The organism is Streptomyces sp. NPDC014991 (assembly GCF_043080665.1).
GTDB lineage: Bacteria > Actinomycetota > Actinomycetes > Streptomycetales > Streptomycetaceae > Streptomyces.
On sequence record NZ_JBIBVY010000006.1, the window covers coordinates 174,595 to 191,553 of the forward strand.

Genomic DNA, 16,959 nt, shown 5'->3' on the forward strand with positions numbered 1-16,959 from the left:
GCCGGTGCCGCCCCCGTACCCTTGTCCCGTGAGCAGCCCCCTCCCCGACGCCCTCCTCGGCCCGGCCGACATCCGTGAACTGGCCGCAGCACTCGGTGTCCGTCCCACCAAGCAGCGCGGCCAGAACTTCGTGATCGACGCCAACACGGTCCGCCGGATCGTCCGGACCGCCGGCGTCCGCCCCGACGACGTGGTCGTCGAGGTCGGTCCGGGGCTCGGCTCCCTCACCCTCGCACTGCTGGAGGTCGCGGACCGGGTCACCGCCGTCGAGATCGACGACGTCCTGGCCGCCGCGCTGCCCGCGACGATCGCCGCTCGGATGCCGGAGCGCGCCGACCGGTTCGCGCTGGTCCACTCCGACGCGATGCACGTCACCGAGCTGCCCGGCCCCCCGCCGACGGCCCTGGTGGCGAACCTGCCGTACAACGTCGCCGTCCCCGTGCTGCTGCACATGCTCGACACCTTCCCGAGCATCGAGCGGACGCTGGTGATGGTGCAGTCCGAGGTCGCCGACCGGCTCGCCGCCGTGCCGGGCAACAAGGTGTACGGCGTGCCGTCCGTGAAGGCCAACTGGTACGCCGAGGTGAAGCGGGCCGGGGCCATCGGGCGCCGCGTGTTCTGGCCGGCGCCGAACGTGGACAGCGGGCTGGTCTCCCTCGTCCGGCGGACCGAGCCGGTCCGCACCACCGCCGCCAAGGACCAGGTCTTCCGGGTGATCGACGCGGCCTTCGCCCAGCGCCGCAAGACGCTGCGGGCGGCGCTCGCCGGCTGGGCCGGGTCCGCGGCGGCGGCCGAGGCGGCCCTGGTCGCGGCCGGTGTGTCGCCGCAGGCCCGCGGGGAAGCCCTGACCGTCGAGGAGTTCGCCCGCATCGCCGAGCACCGCGACGCCGGGGACGCCGCCCGGCAGGCCGGGTAACGCCCTCGGGCCGCCGGCGCCGGCCCGCGCGCGCCGGCAGCGCCGGCCACCGCCGGTGACCCCGGCACCGCCGGCGCCCTCGGCGACACCGAGCGCCGTCATAACGCGCTGAAGCCCGCACCGCCCCGTACAGCCCGCACCGCCCCGTACAGCCTTCGTCCTCCAAGGAGCCCGGTCAGCAGTGAGCGTCACGGTCCGTGTCCCCGCCAAGGTCAACGTCCAGCTCGCGGTGGGCGCCGCCCGCCCCGACGGGTTCCACGACCTCGCCAACGTCTTCCTCGCCGTCGGCCTGTACGACGAGGTCACCGTCACCCCGGCCGACGAGCTGCGCGTCACCTGCGCCGGCCCGGACGCCGGCCAGGTGCCGCTGGACCGCACCAACCTCGCCGCGCGCGCGGCTCTGGCCCTCGCCGGGCGCCGGGGCATCGAACCCGCCGTGCACCTCCACATCGCCAAGGACATCCCGGTGGCCGGCGGCATGGCGGGCGGCAGCGCGGACGGCGCGGGCGCGCTGCTCGCCTGCGACGCCCTGTGGGGTACGGGCGCCTCCCGCGCCGAACTCCTCGACCTCTGCGCCGAACTGGGCAGCGACGTGCCGTTCAGCCTGGTCGGCGGCGCCGCCCTCGGCGTCGGGCGCGGCGAGCGGCTCACCGCCCTGGAGGTCGGCGGCACGTTCCACTGGATCTTCGCGATGGCCGCACGGGGCCTGTCCACGCCGGCGGTCTTCCGGGAGTTCGACCGGCTGGCACGGGGCCGGGACATCCCCGCACCGGTCGCCTCCCCCGACCTCCTGGAGGCGCTCGCCAAGGGCGACCCGGAGGCGCTGGCGGCGGCCGTCTCCAACGACCTCCAGCCCGCGGCCCTGTCCCTGTTCCCCGAACTGGCCGACACCCTGGACGCGGGCCGCGCGGCGGGCGCGCTCACCGCGCTGGTCTCGGGTTCCGGGCCGACGACCGCGTTCCTGGCACGCGACACCGAGTCGGCGGAGCGGATCGCGCGGGCGCTGCGCGCATCGGGGACGTGCAGGTCGGTACGGACGGCGGCGGGGCCGGTGCCGGGGGCGACCGTCCTCTGAAAGAGGCTCGAAGGAGCATCCCCTCGCACCCCGCACCCACCCCCCGAAGGCCTACGCTAGAAGGCTGACCGATCCCCGCGCACAGGAGTGAAATGGCCGTCAACCTGGTCAATGTCGAGAACGTCAGCAAGGTGTACGGCACCCGTGCCCTGCTGGACGGCGTCTCGCTCGGTGTGTCGGAGGGGGACCGGATCGGCGTCGTCGGACGCAACGGCGACGGCAAGACCACCCTCATCCGGATGCTCGCCAAGCTGGAGGACGCCGACACCGGGCGGGTCACGCACTCCGGCGGGCTGCGCCTCGGCGTGCTCACCCAGCACGACTCCCTCGACCCCGCCGCCACCGTCCGCCACGAGGTCATCGGCGACATGGCCGACCACGAGTGGGCCGGCAACGCCAAGGTCAGGGACGTGCTGACCGGGCTGTTCGGCGGGCTCGACCTGCCCGGGTTCCCCAAGGGCCTCGACACCGTGATCGGGCCGCTGTCCGGTGGCGAGCGGCGCCGGATCGCGCTCGCCAAGCTGCTCATCGAGGAACAGGACCTGGTCGTCCTCGACGAGCCCACCAACCACCTCGACGTCGAGGGCATCGCCTGGCTCGCCGAGCACCTGCGCAACCGGCGCTCGGCGCTGGTCTGCGTGACGCACGACCGGTGGTTCCTGGACCAGGTCTGCACCCGCATGTGGGACGTGCAGCGCGGTGACGTGTACGAGTACGAGGGCGGCTACTCCGACTACGTCTTCGCGCGCGCGGAACGCGAGCGGATCGCCGCCACGGAGGAGACCAAGCGGCAGAACCTGGTGCGCAAGGAGCTGGCCTGGCTGCGGCGCGGCGCGCCCGCCCGGACGTCCAAGCCCCGCTTCCGCGTCGAGGCCGCCAACGAGCTGATCGCGGACGTGCCGCCGCCCCGGGACAGCAGCGAGCTGATGAAGTTCGCCTCCTCCCGGCTCGGCAGGACCGTCTTCGACCTCGAGGACGTCACCGTGCAGGCCGGACCCAAGGTGCTGCTCAAGCACGTCACCTGGCAGCTCGGCCCGGGCGACCGGATCGGCCTCGTGGGTGTCAACGGCGCCGGCAAGACCTCCCTGCTGCGCGCGATGGCGGCGGCGGCCCGTACGGAGGGCGAGGCCCAGCCGACGGGCGGCCGTATCGCCGTCGGCCGTACCGTCAAGCTCGCCTACCTCTCCCAGGAGGTCTCCGAACTCGACCCCGCCCTGCGGGTGCTGGAGGCCGTACAGCAGGTCCGCGAGCGCGTCGACCTCGGCAAGGGGCGCGAGATGACCGCCGGGCAGCTGTGCGAGACGTTCGGCTTCAGCAAGGAGAAGCAGTGGACCCCGGTGGGGGATCTCTCCGGCGGTGAGCGCCGGCGGCTCCAGCTGCTGCGGCTCCTCATGGACGAGCCCAACGTCCTCTTCCTGGACGAGCCCACCAACGACCTCGACATCGAGACCCTCACCCAGCTGGAGGACGTCCTCGACGGCTGGCCCGGCTCGATGATCGTCATCTCCCACGACCGGTTCTTCGTGGAGCGCACCACGGACCGCGTGTTCGCCCTCCTCGGCGACGGCGCCCTGCGGATGCTGCCGCGCGGCATCGACGAGTACCTGGAGCGGCGCCGGCGCATGGAGGAGACGGTCGCCGCGCAGACCGCCACCGCGGCGCCCAAGCCGGCCACCACGGAGCGGAGCGCCGCCGACCAGCGCGTCGCCAAGAAGGAACTCCAGAAGATCGAGCGCCAGTTGGACAAGATCTCCGAGAAGGAGTCCACGCTGCACGCCCAGATCGCCGACAACGCCACCGACTTCGCGAAGGTGGCCGAACTCGACACCCGGCTGCGGGACCTCGCCGGGGAGCGCGAGGAACTGGAGCTGCGCTGGCTGGAACTGGCGGAGGACGCGTAGCCCGCTCGCACGACGCGTAGTGCGCACGCACGGCGTGATCCAGCCGCGTACGACGCGGTCACCCGCCCCAGCGTGAAGGGGGCGTGAAGGCACATAACGGGGGCGTCACGGGCCGGTCCTCCCTTGGGAACAGCGGGGGGCGCGGACCCGTGCGCTGTCGGCGCCGGGTGATAGAAAGAGCCGTCCGAGAACCGACTCAGTACGACCTTGGGTCCGTCACGAACCTCAGGGTGTGGCTGAAAATCAGTGAACGAGGGGGAAGAGCGCTGATGACTCAGCCGCCCGACCAGCCGCCGCAGGGCGGGTTCGGAGCACCGCAGGACCAGCCGCCGCAGCCCGGCGGTTTCGGGCCTCCGCAGACTCCACCGGCCCAGGACGGTGCCGGTGCCCCCGAGGCCCCGCCGGCCCAGGGCGATTCCGGCGCACCTGAGGCGCCGTCGGCCCGGAGTGGTGCCGGTGCCCCGCAGACTCCGCCCGCGCAGGGCGGTTTCGGTGCTCCCCAGGCCCCGCCCGCCCAGGGTGGTTTCGGGCCTCCGCAGACTCCGCCCGCCCAGGGTGGTTCCGCTGCACCGCAGACTCCGCCCGCGCAGGGTGGTTTCGGTGCACCGCAAGCCCCGCCCGCACAGGGCGGGTTCGGTGCTCCGCCGCCGCCCGCCGGTCCGCCGCCGCAGCCCCAGCCGGGGTACGGCTACCCCCAGCAGCCGGGCCCGTACGCCGGTGCCCCCGGCCCCTACGGCTACCCGCAACCCCCGCAGCAGCCGGGCCCGTACGCCGGCCCGCAGCCCGGTTACGGACACCCGCAGCAGCCGCCGTACCACGGCGCGCCCGGCGATCCCTTCCCGGGCGGCCCGGGCAAGCCGGCCGGCCGGAAGAAGACGGCTCTCATCATCGGCGCGGCGGTCGCGGCGCTGCTCGTCATCGGCGGCACGGTGTACGCGGTCACCTCCGGCGACGGCGACGAAGGCCGGAAGACGCCCGTGGCCCAGGGCAGCGACGACCCGAAGCAGTCCGCGACCGGCACGCCGACCGCAGCCGCCGGCGGTGACGACCCGGAGCACCTCAACGAGGGCCGGCAGGCCGGTGACACGAAGGTCCTCTGGTACAAGCCGGCGCCGGACGCCCCGGCGTCGGGCGCCGACGCGCCCGGCCTGTGGATCAGCGGCGACACGGTCGTGAAGGCGGCGTACAAGCAGGTCTTCGCCTTCGGCACGCAGGACGGGAAGAACGCCTGGGGACCGATCGCCTTCCCGCAGAAGATCTGCGCGGTCACCCCGCAGAAGTCGGCCGACGACAAGGTCGTCGTGGCGTACATGAGCGGCGGCAGCGACCGCGCCAAGTGCAACCAGCTCCAGCAGCTCGACCTCGCCACCGGCGAGAAGGGCTGGAGCGGCGAGGTCGCCGACGGCGGGCTGTTCGACAGCGCGCTCACCGTCGAACTGAGCGTGAGCGGCAGGACGCTGATGGTGGGCCGCTCCCAGTCGGGCACGGCGTACGACATCGACAGCGGCAAGAAGCTGTACGACAAGAAGAGGTACGGCGCGGCCTGCTTCCCGGCCGCGTTCGCGGGCGGCACCGGGCGGCTGATCCAGGTGGCCTCCTGCGGTGTGGGCACCGGGAACGAGCACGAGGAGATCCAGGAACTCGACCCGGCCACCGGCAAGGTCCGCTGGACCCGGCCGGTGAAGAAGGGCTGGGAGGTCTCCCGGGCCTACTCCGTCGATCCCCTGGTGGTCTACCTGACCAACCGGGAGAAGAAGGCCTGGAACATCTCCACCTTCACCAAGGACGGCGCGTTCCGTTCGGAGGTCAAGGTGGACGAGAAGTTCGCCCCCCGCTGCGGCTGGGCGATCCTCGAACGCGAACTCCAGGGCTGCCAGGGTGTCGTGGTCGACGCCGACACGCTCTACCTGCCCACCGACACCACCACGAGCGCCAACGAGATCGTCGCGATCAGCCTCTCCGACGGCAAGGCGAAGTGGCGGGTCAAGTCCCCGGCGAACGAGCCGATGACCCCCGTGAAGATCGAGGACGGCAAGCTCGTCGCGTACGTGCGGCCGTCGTACGACGCGGGCGGCCAGGTGGTCTCGGTGCCGGTCACCGGCTCCTCCCACACGACGACCAGGCTGCTGCGGAACCCGCAGGGCGGCGCCGACGCCGAGAACTCCTTCTACGACGGTGTCGTCGACTACTCCGGCGGGCGGCTCTTCGTCTCCTCGGGCCGGCTGTCCGGCAACGACGCCTCGAAGGAGAAGCTGATCATGGCCTTCGGCGACTGAGCCCGGCGCTCGTTCCCGGCTTCCCTCCCGTGCTCCCGAGTCTCCCTCCACCGTCCGGCCGCCCGACCGTCCCCGAGGTACCCGCGCCATGACCCAGCCGCCCCCGCCGCCCCCCAACCAGCCCCCGCAGCCGCCGAACCAGCCCCCGCAGGCCCCGCCGCCCGGCTACGGCTACCCCCCGCCGGCGCCCCCGCAGCCACCGGCGCAGCCCGGCTACGGCTATCCCCAGCCGCCGGTCCAGCCCGGCTACGGCTACCCCGGCGCCCAGCAGAACCCGTACGCCCAGCAGCCCACGCACCCCGGCTACGGCTATCCGGGCCGGCCCGGCCATCCCGGCCAGCCGGCCACCGTGCCGATGCAGCCCCAGCAGGGGAAGGGCGGCGGGCGGAACAACACGGCGCTGTTCATCGTCGTCGCGGCGGTCGTCGCCATCGCGCTGATCATCGGCGGCGGCGTCTGGTACGCCCGGTCCTCCGGCGACGACGGCAAGAAGCACGACACCGCCTCCTCCGGCGGCGGTACCGGCGGCAAGAACGGCGCGGACACCTCCGGTGGCTCCTCCGGCGGTGGCGGCAAGGAGAAGGTGCCGGCCGACACCGCGTCCAAGGTGCTCTTCCAGGTGCCGATGCCCCGGACGGACGACACGATCGGCACCACCGGCTCGTGGCTGACCGACACGGTGTACGCCAAGAGCGGCATCGCCGAGATAGTCGGCTACGACCCGGCCAAGGGCACCGAGCGGTGGACGCTCAAGCTCCCGGGGCCGGTCTGCGCGGCCAGCAGCCATGTCACCTCCGCCGGCCTGACCGCGATCACGTTCCAGCCGAAGATGCCCACCAAGGACAAGACGGCGGGATGCAGCGAGGTCGCCGCGATCGACCTCACCGCGGGCAAGAAACTCTGGTCGAAGTCGATCAAGACGGGCGACTTCCCGATCACGTTCCAGAACGTGACGGTCGCTCAGCACACCGTCGCGGTCGGCAGTTCCGACGGCGGTGCCGCGTTCGACATCGGCTCCGGCAAGGTCCTGTGGCAGCCCAAGCCGGACGACACCTGCTACGACGCCGGCTACGGCGGCGGCACCCGGCTGGTCGCGGTCCGCAAGTGCGGCGCCTACGACAACCGGCAGCTGCACATCCAGACCATCGACCCGAAGACCGGGAAGGTGATCTCCGAGTACAAGATGCCCGACGGTGTCGAGTACGCCTCCGTCGTCTCCACCGACCCGCTCGTGATCGCGGCCGACGTCGGCCACAGCGCGGGCGACGGCAGCGGCGTCTCGGACTACTTCTCCCTCGACGGCAGGACCGGCCGGCTCCTCGCCCGCATCTCCGCGCCCGGCGACACCTACAGCGGCCACTGCGACGGCATCACCCGCATCGAGGGGTGCAGGCAGATCGCCGCCGGCCACGGCAGGCTGTACCTGGCGACCGAGGTCCACGACGGTTCGGGCCAGTACAACAAGACCAACGAGATCGTCTCCTTCGACCTGAACACCGGCAAGCCGGCCCGCGGACGCGCCGAGGCCGGTGACGGCTACACGCTCTCCCCGCTGCGCATGGACGGCGGCAACCTCCTCGCCTACATGGCGCCCCCGTGGAACAAGGGCGGCCAGGTCGTCAGCATCGACGGCGACTCGCTGAGGACGACGAAGCTGCTGGAGAACCCCGGCAACCGCAGCGTGCACCAGGGCGAGAGCGGCCTGCTGCCCGAGTACGCGGAGATCCTCTTCGGCAAGGGCCGCCTGTACATGTCGGCCGTCTTCGTCCACAAGACGAACCCGGCGTACGGCAAGGAGTACCTGCTGATGGCGTTCGGCACGGACGGCTGACCCGGCGCGGCCCCCGTCACTGGTGTCACCCGAATGAGTGACTTGCCGAGAAGTGCCCCGGATTTCATCGATCCGGGGCACTTCTCGGCAAGACAGGCAGCGCGACGTCGAACAAGCGTGTAGCTTCCGGGGGCATGAAGGGCGGGGGTGCCTGGGGGCTTTGGGGGGTTGCTCTATGGGAGTGCGGCTCGTGGTCGTCGACGACCACCGCCTGCTCGCGGAGGCGTTGGCGTCGGCACTGAAGCTGCGCGGGCACCGGGTGCTGGCCGCGGCGGCACCGGCCGCGGGCGCGGCCGACCTGGTGATCGCACGGGCGCCCGAGGTGTGCCTGCTGGGCACGGCGGCCCCGGCCGAGCCGGGGATCTTCGACCCGGTGGTGAAGATCAAGCGGGAACGGCCGCAGGTTGCGGTGCTGGTGCTGGGCCCGGTGCCCTCACCGCGCGGGATCGCGGCGGCCTTCGCCGCGGGGGCGTCGGGATACGTACGGCACGACGAGCGGATCGAGGGCGTCGAGCGGGCCATCGGCAAGGCACGGGCCGGCGAGGCGGCGGTGGCTCCCCAGCTGCTCCAGCAGGCCTTCGGTGAGCTGCTGAACCCCGCCGCCCAGCCCGACGACGAGGCGCAGCGGCTGCTGGAGATGCTGACGCCGCGGGAGGTGGAGGTGCTCGTCAGGGTGGCCGACGGGGAGGACACCCGGCTGATCGCGGCGGGCATGGGCATCGCCTCGAGCACCGCTCGCACGCATGTGCAGCGGGTGCTGATGAAGCTGGGGGTGGGATCACGCCTGGAGGCGGCGGCACTGGCCGCCCGCACCGGCCTACTGGACCGAGCGGCCTCCTTCCGCCCCACCCCGGACCCCCGCCCCTGACACCACCCCCGCCGAAAGCGGCCCGGGGACCCGCGCGCCCCACCCCCACGCACCCGCACCCGCACGACGGCCGGTCAGGACGCGCCGAAGGGGGCGCGGGGAACCGCGCGCTCATCCCCCGCTCCCGCGCCCGAAGGCGGGCGGTCAGGACGCGCCGAAAGGGGCGCGGGGAACTGCGCGCTCAGCCCCCACACTCCCGCATGCGCACGACGGCCGGTCAGGACGCGCCGAAGGGGGCGCGGGGAACCGCGCGCTCAGCCCCCGCTCCCGCGCCCGAAGGCGGCCGGTCAGGACGCGCCGAAAGGGGCGCGGGGAACTGCGCGCTCAGCCCCCGCTCCCGCGCCCGAAGGCGGGCGGTCAGGACGCGCCGAAAGGGGCGCGGGGAACTGCGCACACCCGCACGACGGCCGGTCAGGACGCGGCGAACGAGGCGAACGGGGCGCGGGGAACCGCGCTCAGTTCCCGCGCCCCCGCGCCCGAAGGCGGTCGGTCAGCTACCGCTTCTCCTCCGGCTCCCCCTCCGGAGGAACCGGCGGCGGAGTGGGCCGCAGCTTCAGCCAGCCCAGGAAGAAGATGCCCAGCAGCAGCATGCCGATGCCGGTCCACAGGTTGATGTTGACGCCCCCGGCCTTGTCGATCGCGGCCTGGGAGTCGGTGATGCCGGTGATCGTGACGATGATGCCGTAGACCACGAACAGGCCGCCGATGATGCGGCGGAGGTCGAAGATGCGGGCCGCCGTGGCGGACTTGCCCTCCAGCTCGGTGACTTCCCGCTGGACGTCCTCCTCCGAGTAGGCGGGACGCTCGGGGTGACGGTCGGAGTGCTCGGTCATGGTTTCCTCGATCCTCCCGCGTCAGAACGAGAACGGGATGTAGCAGGCGGCGGCCAGGATGACCGCGCCCCAGCCCAGCAGGGCCGGCCGGCGGTACCAGGCGTCGTCGCCCGCGGCGGGCGGTTCGGACATGCCGGGGGAGCGGGTGCCGTAGACCAGGCCCTGGAGCTGTTCCGCCGGCTTCGGCTTGGTGAACAGGGACACCGCGACCATCACGACCGCGCCGGCGACGAAGCCCGCGATCGCGGAGACGAAGTTGGCGCCCTGGTCGGAGGGGATGGAGATGATGTCCTTCTTGTAGAGGACGAAGTAGTTGACCATCGCCGTCACGGTGCCGGCCAGCAGACCCCAGAACCCGGACTTGGCGGACGCGCGCTTCCAGAACATGCCGACGATGAAGACGACGAACATCGGCACGTTGAAGAAGGAGAACAGCGTCTGGAGGTAGCTCATGATGTTCGAGAACGACGACGCCAGGAACGCCGTGCCGACGGACGCGGCGACGCCGGCCACGGTGATCAGGCGGCCGAAGCGGACGTAGTAGGCGTCCTCACGGCCCCGCACGACGTACTTGGCCCAGATGTCGTTGGTGAACACCGTGTTGAACGACGACACGTTCGCGGCCATACCGGCCATGAAGGCCGCCAGCAGGCCGGTGACGGCGATGCCGAGCACGCCGTTGGGCAGCAGCTCCTGCATCAGGAAGGGGATGGCGTCGTTGTACTGGTAGCCGGAGGCGGCGGTGCCGAAGTTCGGGATGAGCGCGGCGGCGACCAGGCCCGGGATCATCACCAGGAAGACGATGAAGATCTTCGGGTAGGCGGCGATCAGCGGCGTCCGCTGCCCGGCGGAGAGGTTCTTCGCCGACAGGGCGCGCTGCACCTCGGCGAAGTTGGTGGTCCAGTAGCCGAAGGAGAGCACGAAGCCGAGGCCGAGCACGATGGTGAGCCAGTTGGCGCCGAGCGGGTTGGTGCTGCCGATGCCGGTGCCGCCCCAGGCCGTGGTGAAGTTGCCGCCGTGGGTGGCGGTCAGCTTGTCGGTCAGCCCGCCCCAGCCGCCGACCTTCTTCAGGCCGAGGATGGTGATCGGGATGAGGGCGGCGAGGATCACGAAGAACTGGAGCACCTCGTTGTAGATCGCCGAGGACAGGCCGCCCAGGGTGATGTACGCGAGCACGAAGGCGCCGGCGACGACGATGGCGACCCACTGCGGCCAGCCGAGCAGGGCCTCGACGACGATCGCGAGGGCGTAGAGGTTGACGCCCGCGATCAGGATGGCGGCGAACGCGAACAGGATGGAGCTGAGCAGGTGGGCGGCCCGGTCGAAGCGCAGCAGCAGGAACTCGGGGACCGAGCGGACCTTGCTGCCGTAGTAGAAGGGCATCATCACCAGGCCGAGGAAGACCATGGCGGGGATGGCGCCGATCCAGTACCAGTGCACGGTGTAGGCGCCGTACTGGGCGCTGTTGGCGGCCATGCCGAGGATCTCGGTGGCGGCCAGGTTGGCGGAGATGAAGGCCAGGCCGGTGATCCAGGCGGGCAGTGAGCGCCCGGAGAGGAAGAAGTCGAGGCTGGTCTTCACGGACCGGCGGGCGGCGAGGCCGATGCCGAGGACGACGACGAAGTAGATCGCCAGGATCGTGTAATCCAGCCAGTTGGTGGGGAGCCGTAGCCCCGCCGCCAGGTAGGTGGGTGACTCTGTGGGGGTTTGCATGAGAACTCGCTTCGTTGCGCGAACTGATCCAGAGCGGAACCTACGCCGCCGTGTTCAGTATTTGAACACTTCGACTGGTGTTCTTTGTTTGATTGTGATCGAGCCAGGCGATGTCGAGTTGTGATCTGTTATGTTTGATTGTGTTGAGTCATTGGGTGCGGGCACGCCCCCGCGGGGCGTCGAGCAAGGAGTCCGGCGTGAAGAAGACCTCGACCCGGCTGGCCGACGGTCGTGAGCTGATCTACTACGACCTCGGGGACGACACCGTGCGCGACGCGGCCGACCGCCGCCCGCTGGACCGTACGGTCACCACCTCCGAGATCCGCCGCGACCCGCTGCTCGGCGACGCGGTCGCCGTGGCCTCGCACCGCCAGGGCCGCATCTACCATCCGCCCGCCGACGAGTGCCCGCTGTGCCCGACCCGGGGCGAGCGGCTCAGCGAGATCCCGGACTCCTCGTACGACGTCGTCGTCTTCGAGAACCGGTTCCCGTCCCTCGCGGGCGACTCCGGCCGCTGCGAGGTCGTCTGTTTCACCTCCGACCACGACGCCTCCTTCGCCGCCCTGACCGAGGAGCAGGCGCGCCTGGTGCTGGACGCGTGGACGGACCGCACCTCGGAGCTGTCGCATCTGCCCTCCGTCGAGCAGGTCTTCTGTTTCGAGAACCGTGGTGCCGAGATCGGTGTGACCCTCGGTCACCCGCACGGACAGATCTACGCCTACCCGTTCACCACCCCGCGCACCGCGCTGATGCTCCGCTCGCTCGCCGCGCACAAGGAGGCGACCGGCGGGGAGAACCTCTTCGACGCGGTCCTGGAGCGGGAACTCGCCGGGGAGCGGGTCGTCCTCGAGGGTGAACACTGGGCGGCCTTCGTGCCGTACGCGGCGCACTGGCCGTACGAGGTCCACCTGTACCCCAAGCGCCGCGTCCCGGACCTGCTCGCGCTCGACGAGGCGGCGCGCACAGAGTTCCCCCAGGTCTATCTGGAACTCTTGAGGCGCTTCGACCGGATCTTCGGCGAGGGGGAGCCTCCGACGCCGTACATCGCGGCCTGGCACCAGGCCCCGTTCGGCGCGCTGGAGGAGTTCGACGGTGTCACGCGCGACGACTTCGCGCTCCACCTCGAGCTTTTCACCATCCGCCGCACTTCCGGCAAGCTGAAGTTCCTCGCGGGTTCCGAGTCCGGCATGAACGTGTTCATCAACGACGTGCCGCCGGAGCGCGCGGCCGAGCGACTGCGAGAGGTAGCGAGTTCATGAAGTACCTGGTGACAGGTGGCGCGGGATACGTCGGCAGTGTCGTGGCCCAGCATCTGCTGGAGGCCGGGCACGAGGTCACCGTCCTCGACAACCTCTCCACCGGCTTCCGCGCGGGCGTGCCCGCCGGCGCCGCCTTCGTCGAGGGCGACATCCGCGACGCCGGCAAGTGGCTGGACTCCTCCTACGACGGCGTGCTGCACTTCGCCGCGTCGTCGCAGGTCGGCGAGTCGGTGGTGAAGCCGGAGAAGTACTGGGACAACAACGTCGGCGGCAGCATGGCCCTGCTCGCCGCGATGCGCGACGCGGGCGTACGCTCGCTGGTCTTCTCCTCCACGGCGGCCACCTACGGCGAGCCGGAACAGGTCCCGATCACGGAGAGCGCGCCGACGCGGCCGACCAATCCCTACGGCGCCTCCAAGCTCGCCGTCGACCACATGATCACCAGCGAGGCGCACGCCCACGGCCTGGCCGCGGTGTCGCTGCGCTACTTCAACGTCGCCGGTGCCCACGGCGCCCACGGCGAGCGCCACGACCCCGAGTCGCACCTGATCCCGCTGGTCCTCCAGGTCGCCCAGGGCCGCCGCGAGGCGATCTCCGTCTACGGTGACGACTACGCGACCCCCGACGGCACGTGCGTGCGCGACTACATCCACGTCGCGGACCTGGCCGAGGCCCACCTGCTGGCGCTGACGGCGGCCCGGCCGGGCGAGCACCTGATCTGCAACCTCGGCAACGGCAACGGCTTCTCCGTCCGCCAGGTCATCGAGACCGTCCGCCAGGTCACCGGTCACCCGATCCCCGAGGTGGTGGCCCCGCGCCGGGGCGGCGACCCCGCGGTCCTGGTCGCCTCGGCGGACACGGCCCGCGAGAAACTGGGCTGGAACCCGTCCCGCGCGGACCTCGCGGGCATCGTCGCGGACGCGTGGGAGTTCGCGCAGAGCATCACGAGGGAGCACTAGTGGGGGCACAGCAGGTGGCGGAGCGCTTCGCCGAGCTGTACGGGGCGCCGCCGGAGGGCGTGTGGGCGGCCCCCGGCCGGGTCAACCTGATCGGTGAGCACACCGACTACAACGACGGCTTCGTCATGCCGTTCGCACTGCCGCACCAGGCGCTCGCGGCGGTCTCCCGCCGGGACGACGGGCTGCTGCGCCTGCACTCGGCGGACGTCGAGGGCGGCGTCGTGGAGCTGCGGCTGGACACTCTCGCGCCCGGCAGCGACGCGAACTGGACGGCGTACCCGGCGGGCGTGGTCTGGGCGCTGCGCGAGGCGGGCCACGAGGTCACCGGCGCGGACGTCCACCTGTCGTCCACCGTGCCGACGGGCGCGGGCCTGTCCTCGTCCGCCGCGCTGGAGGTCGTCATCGCCCTGGCGCTCAACGACCTGTACGGCCTCGGCCTGAAGCGCTGGAAACTGGCCCGCCTGTGCCAGCGCGCCGAGAACGTCTACGTCGGCGCACCCACCGGCATCATGGACCAGACGGCGTCGTCCTGCTGCGAGCCGGGCCACGCCCTCTTCCTCGACACCCGTGACCTGTCCCAGCAGCAGATCCCCTTCGACCTCGCGGCCGAGGGCCTGCGCCTGCTGGTCGTGGACACCCAGGTCAAACACGCCCACAGCGGCGGCGAGTACGGCAAGCGCCGGGCCGGCTGCGAGAAGGGCGCGGCCCTGCTCGGCGTCGACGCCCTGCGGGACATCCCCTACGCGGGCCTGGACGCGGCCCTGGCCCGCCTGGGCGACGAGGAGGAGATCGTCCGCCTGGTCCGGCACGTGGTGACGGAGGACCACCGGGTGGAACGCGTCGTCGGCCTGCTGCGCTCCGGCGAGACCCGCACGATCGGTCCCGTCCTCACCGAGGGCCACGCCTCCCTGCGCGACGACTTCCGCATCTCCTGCCCGGAGCTGGACCTGGTCGTCGACACCGCCCTGGCACACGGCGCGCTGGGCGCCCGCATGACCGGCGGCGGCTTCGGCGGCTCGGCGATCGTCCTGGTCGAGGCGACCGACGTGGACACGCTGACCAAGGCGGTCGAGGATGCCTTCACCTCGGCCGGCTTCACGGCCCCCCGTGTCTTCGAGGCCGTCCCGTCCCCCGGCGCCCACCGACTCCCCTGAACCCTCCGCCGGCCCCGCACCCCATCAGGGCGTACGGGGCCGGCGCGGCCGCCCCTCGCTGCCGGACCCGCGGGCCCGCCGCGGCTGTTCCGCTTCCCGGCCGCCCTCGCCGCCGTCAGGTCAGGCGTTTGGCCAGCGTGTACTCCGTGACGCCCGGGGGGTAGTCGGGGACCGTGCCGACCACCTCGTAACCCTGTCCGCGGTAGAAGTCGGGGGCCTGGAAGTCCCAGGTCTCCAGGCGGGCCGCCGTGCAGGCGCGGTCGGTGGCGGCGAGGTGTTCGGCCTCGGCGAGCAGGCGGGTGCCGAGGCCGGTGCCGCGGTGGCGGGCGTCGACCCACAGGTAGGTGATGTGCAGCCAGGTGGCCCAGGTGTGGCCGACCAGGCCGCCCGCCAGATCGCCGGCGCCGTCCAGCGCCCACACGTGGAGCGGTGCCTCGTGTTCGGCGGAGGTGCCGTGCAGCGCGGCGAGCACCGGGGACGCCGCCGCGTTGGTCTCCCGCAGGCGTGCGCGGAGCAGATCACGTCGGTGTCTGTCGACTTCCGCCTCAATACGAAACATGCGGCACACGATAAGCGCGCCGGACGGCCAGTTCTGCGAATCGTCTTCCGCCGCGTGCGCGCATCCGTACTCTGAGGAGCAGCACCGGTGGGGGCCGGTGCCGTTCAGGGGGCGAGACAGGCGGGTACGGCGCCCGCGGTGGGGTAGCGGACGCCGCGACGGCGGCGGCCGTGCGGCGGGCGTCCTCGGCCGCGGGTGCCGTGCCCGCGCATGCCGTCGTCCTCCGCACCTTTTCCGGGCTATCCGGACCGGCTCATCCGGAGTCTTCCGGACCTTGGTATCCCCTGCTCCGCGCGGAGCCTGGGGAAGGGGGTTTCGTGGTTCGTATCCGAGTCCTGGTCGTGGACGACCACCGTATCTTCGCGGAGTCGCTCGCCGCCGCCCTGGCCGCCGAGCCGGACGTCGAGGTCTCCGCCGCCGGCAGCGGCCCTGCCGCGCTGCGCTGCCTGGAGCGCGCGGCGGGCGAGGGCCGCCGTTTCGACGTCCTCCTGGCCGACGCCGACCTGGGCGGCGACCTGCCCGGTGGCCGCCCGGCCGTACCGGTGCAGGACGGCGACGCGGAGGGCCTGGTCGACGGGATCTCGCTCGTCGCCGGGGTCCGGGCCGCCCAGCCGCGGGTACGGATCGTCGTCCTCGCCGAGAAGGACGACCCGCGCCGCGCGGCCTTCGCGTTGCAGGCGGGCGCCTCCGGCTGGGTCGCCAAGGACTGCTCGCTGTCCCGCCTGCTGACGGTGATACGCGGAGTGCTGCGCGACGAGACCCATCTGCCGCCGGCGCTGCTGACCGGCGTGCTCCGGGAGCTGACGGCCGCACGCCGGCACCGCACCGAGAGCGAGCGGCTGGTGGAGTCCCTCACCCCGAGGGAACGGGAGGTGCTGCGCTGCATGGTGGCCGGGCTCGGCCGCAAGGCAGTCGCCGAGCGACTGTTCCTCTCGCCGCACACCGTCCGCACCCATATGCAGAACGTCCTCGGCAAGCTCGGCGTCCACTCGACGCTGGCCGCGGTCGCGCTCGCCCGGCGGGCCGGGGTGGGCCCGGCGGACCTAACCGGGGACGTTGTCGAACGGGGCGGTCAGCTGGCGTAGCAGGCCGGCGAGTTCGCCGCGCTGGGCGTGGGTCAGCTCGCCGAGGATCGCCCGCTCCTGGTCCAGCAGGCCCGCCAGTGCCTGGTCGGCGCGGTCCCGGCCCTCGTCGGTCAGCCGGACCAGCACGCCGCGCCGGTCGCTCGGGTCGGGCAGTCGTTCCACCAGGCCCTTCTTCGCCAGCCGGTCGATCCGGTTGGTCATCGTGCCGGAGGTGACCAGGGTCTGGGTGAGGAGCTGGCCGGGGGAGAGCTGGTACGGCGTTCCGGCGCGCCGCAGTGCGGTGAGCACGTCGAACTCCCAGGGCTCCAGCTGGTGCTCGGCGAAGGCGAGCCGGCGGGCGCGGTCGAGATGCCGGGCGAGTCGGCTCACCCGGCTGAGCACTTCCAGCGGCTCCACGTCGAGGTCCGGACGCTCCCGGCGCCACGCTGCGACCAGCCGATCGACCTCGTCCTCCATGGAGATCAGTGTAGTGGTTGTGTCGACATGAAGTCTCTTGATGTCGAGTCTCTTGACGTTGAGATAAATGGGCG

The 16,959-nt window shown here is 72.1% G+C and carries 14 protein-coding genes; 10 read left to right on the forward strand and 4 right to left on the reverse strand.

Features of this window, described 5'->3' with window-relative positions:
- The first annotated feature begins 28 nt into the window (after nucleotides 1-28).
- From rsmA to ACF1BE_RS12810, 6 genes are all read left to right on the forward strand, one after another.
- On the forward strand, nucleotides 29-916 hold the full coding sequence (gene rsmA / locus ACF1BE_RS12785; protein ID WP_392199021.1) for a 16S rRNA (adenine(1518)-N(6)/adenine(1519)-N(6))-dimethyltransferase RsmA: 888 nt from the start codon (nucleotides 29-31) through the stop codon (nucleotides 914-916).
- A 181-nt stretch (nucleotides 917-1,097) separates the two neighbouring features.
- Nucleotides 1,098-1,991 (forward strand): 4-(cytidine 5'-diphospho)-2-C-methyl-D-erythritol kinase, encoded by an 894-nt coding sequence (locus ACF1BE_RS12790; RefSeq protein ID WP_392199022.1) that lies wholly within the window; start codon nucleotides 1,098-1,100, stop codon nucleotides 1,989-1,991.
- Nucleotides 1,992-2,083: 92 nt separating this feature from the next.
- A complete protein-coding gene (locus ACF1BE_RS12795) occupies nucleotides 2,084-3,892 on the forward strand; it encodes an ABC-F family ATP-binding cassette domain-containing protein (protein ID WP_392199023.1) in 1,809 nt (602 codons plus the stop codon).
- 269 nt (nucleotides 3,893-4,161) lie between these two features.
- Nucleotides 4,162-6,168 carry a PQQ-binding-like beta-propeller repeat protein gene (locus ACF1BE_RS12800; RefSeq protein ID WP_392199024.1) on the forward strand — a complete coding sequence of 669 codons (2,007 nt, stop codon included), beginning with the start codon at nucleotides 4,162-4,164 and terminating at the stop codon, nucleotides 6,166-6,168.
- An 88-nt stretch (nucleotides 6,169-6,256) separates the two neighbouring features.
- A complete protein-coding gene (locus ACF1BE_RS12805) occupies nucleotides 6,257-7,999 on the forward strand; it encodes a PQQ-binding-like beta-propeller repeat protein (protein ID WP_392199025.1) in 1,743 nt (580 codons plus the stop codon).
- A gap of 175 nt (nucleotides 8,000-8,174) precedes the next feature.
- Nucleotides 8,175-8,867 (forward strand): LuxR C-terminal-related transcriptional regulator, encoded by a 693-nt coding sequence (locus ACF1BE_RS12810; protein ID WP_392199026.1) that lies wholly within the window; start codon nucleotides 8,175-8,177, stop codon nucleotides 8,865-8,867.
- 494 nt (nucleotides 8,868-9,361) lie between these two features.
- Here the strand turns inward: ACF1BE_RS12810 and ACF1BE_RS12815 are convergent, their stop codons facing one another.
- Both ACF1BE_RS12815 and ACF1BE_RS12820 read right to left on the reverse strand, forming a co-directional pair.
- Nucleotides 9,362-9,700 carry a hypothetical protein gene (locus ACF1BE_RS12815; RefSeq protein WP_392199027.1) on the reverse strand — a complete coding sequence of 113 codons (339 nt, stop codon included), beginning with the start codon at nucleotides 9,698-9,700 and terminating at the stop codon, nucleotides 9,362-9,364.
- A 21-nt stretch (nucleotides 9,701-9,721) separates the two neighbouring features.
- Nucleotides 9,722-11,413: a sodium:solute symporter family protein gene (locus ACF1BE_RS12820; protein ID WP_392199028.1), complete on the reverse strand. Its 1,692-nt coding sequence runs from the start codon at nucleotides 11,411-11,413 to the stop codon at nucleotides 9,722-9,724.
- 197 nt (nucleotides 11,414-11,610) lie between these two features.
- Here ACF1BE_RS12820 and galT point away from each other — a divergent pair, with 197 nt between their 5' ends.
- The 3 genes from galT to galK are packed head-to-tail and all read left to right on the forward strand — an operon-like array spanning nucleotide 11,611 to nucleotide 14,785.
- Nucleotides 11,611-12,672 carry a galactose-1-phosphate uridylyltransferase gene (galT, locus tag ACF1BE_RS12825; RefSeq protein ID WP_356817590.1) on the forward strand — a complete coding sequence of 354 codons (1,062 nt, stop codon included), beginning with the start codon at nucleotides 11,611-11,613 and terminating at the stop codon, nucleotides 12,670-12,672.
- Complete coding sequence (galE, locus tag ACF1BE_RS12830) at nucleotides 12,669-13,631, forward strand: UDP-glucose 4-epimerase GalE (RefSeq protein ID WP_392199029.1); 963 nt, start codon at nucleotides 12,669-12,671, stop codon at nucleotides 13,629-13,631. The genes galT and galE overlap by 4 nt, the downstream gene beginning before the upstream one ends.
- Nucleotides 13,631-14,785 (forward strand): galactokinase, encoded by a 1,155-nt coding sequence (galK, locus tag ACF1BE_RS12835; RefSeq protein WP_392199030.1) that lies wholly within the window; start codon nucleotides 13,631-13,633, stop codon nucleotides 14,783-14,785. The genes galE and galK overlap by 1 nt, the downstream gene beginning before the upstream one ends.
- Nucleotides 14,786-14,900: 115 nt before the next feature.
- Here galK and ACF1BE_RS12840 read toward each other — a convergent pair whose 3' ends face one another.
- Nucleotides 14,901-15,344 (reverse strand): GNAT family N-acetyltransferase, encoded by a 444-nt coding sequence (locus ACF1BE_RS12840; protein WP_392199031.1) that lies wholly within the window; start codon nucleotides 15,342-15,344, stop codon nucleotides 14,901-14,903.
- 317 nt (nucleotides 15,345-15,661) lie between these two features.
- On the opposite strand from ACF1BE_RS12840, the gene ACF1BE_RS12845 reads away from it, so the two are divergent.
- Nucleotides 15,662-16,429, forward strand: coding sequence for a LuxR C-terminal-related transcriptional regulator (locus tag ACF1BE_RS12845; protein ID WP_392199032.1), 768 nt, complete (start codon nucleotides 15,662-15,664; stop codon nucleotides 16,427-16,429).
- On the opposite strand, the gene tamR is transcribed toward ACF1BE_RS12845, so the two are convergent.
- Nucleotides 16,388-16,885 (reverse strand): MarR family transcriptional regulator TamR, encoded by a 498-nt coding sequence (gene tamR, locus ACF1BE_RS12850; RefSeq protein WP_392199033.1) that lies wholly within the window; start codon nucleotides 16,883-16,885, stop codon nucleotides 16,388-16,390. The genes ACF1BE_RS12845 and tamR overlap by 42 nt on opposite strands.
- Nucleotides 16,886-16,959 lie beyond the last annotated feature (74 nt).

Excerpts from the sequence above, each read along its gene's own strand:
- ACF1BE_RS12795 (WP_392199023.1), top strand. The coding sequence starts at position 2,084 with ATGGCCGTCAACCTGGTCAATGTCGAGAACGTCAGCAAGGTGTACGGC.
- ACF1BE_RS12800 (WP_392199024.1), top strand. The coding sequence starts at position 4,162 with ATGACTCAGCCGCCCGACCAGCCGCCGCAGGGCGGGTTCGGAGCACCG.
- ACF1BE_RS12805 (WP_392199025.1), top strand. The coding sequence starts at position 6,257 with ATGACCCAGCCGCCCCCGCCGCCCCCCAACCAGCCCCCGCAGCCGCCG.
- ACF1BE_RS12810 (WP_392199026.1), top strand. The coding sequence starts at position 8,175 with ATGGGAGTGCGGCTCGTGGTCGTCGACGACCACCGCCTGCTCGCGGAG.
- ACF1BE_RS12815 (WP_392199027.1), bottom strand. The coding sequence starts at position 9,700 with ATGACCGAGCACTCCGACCGTCACCCCGAGCGTCCCGCCTACTCGGAG.
- ACF1BE_RS12820 (WP_392199028.1), bottom strand. The coding sequence starts at position 11,413 with ATGCAAACCCCCACAGAGTCACCCACCTACCTGGCGGCGGGGCTACGG.
- galE (WP_392199029.1), top strand. The coding sequence starts at position 12,669 with ATGAAGTACCTGGTGACAGGTGGCGCGGGATACGTCGGCAGTGTCGTG.
- ACF1BE_RS12840 (WP_392199031.1), bottom strand. The coding sequence starts at position 15,344 with ATGTTTCGTATTGAGGCGGAAGTCGACAGACACCGACGTGATCTGCTC.
- tamR (WP_392199033.1), bottom strand. The coding sequence starts at position 16,885 with ATGGAGGACGAGGTCGATCGGCTGGTCGCAGCGTGGCGCCGGGAGCGT.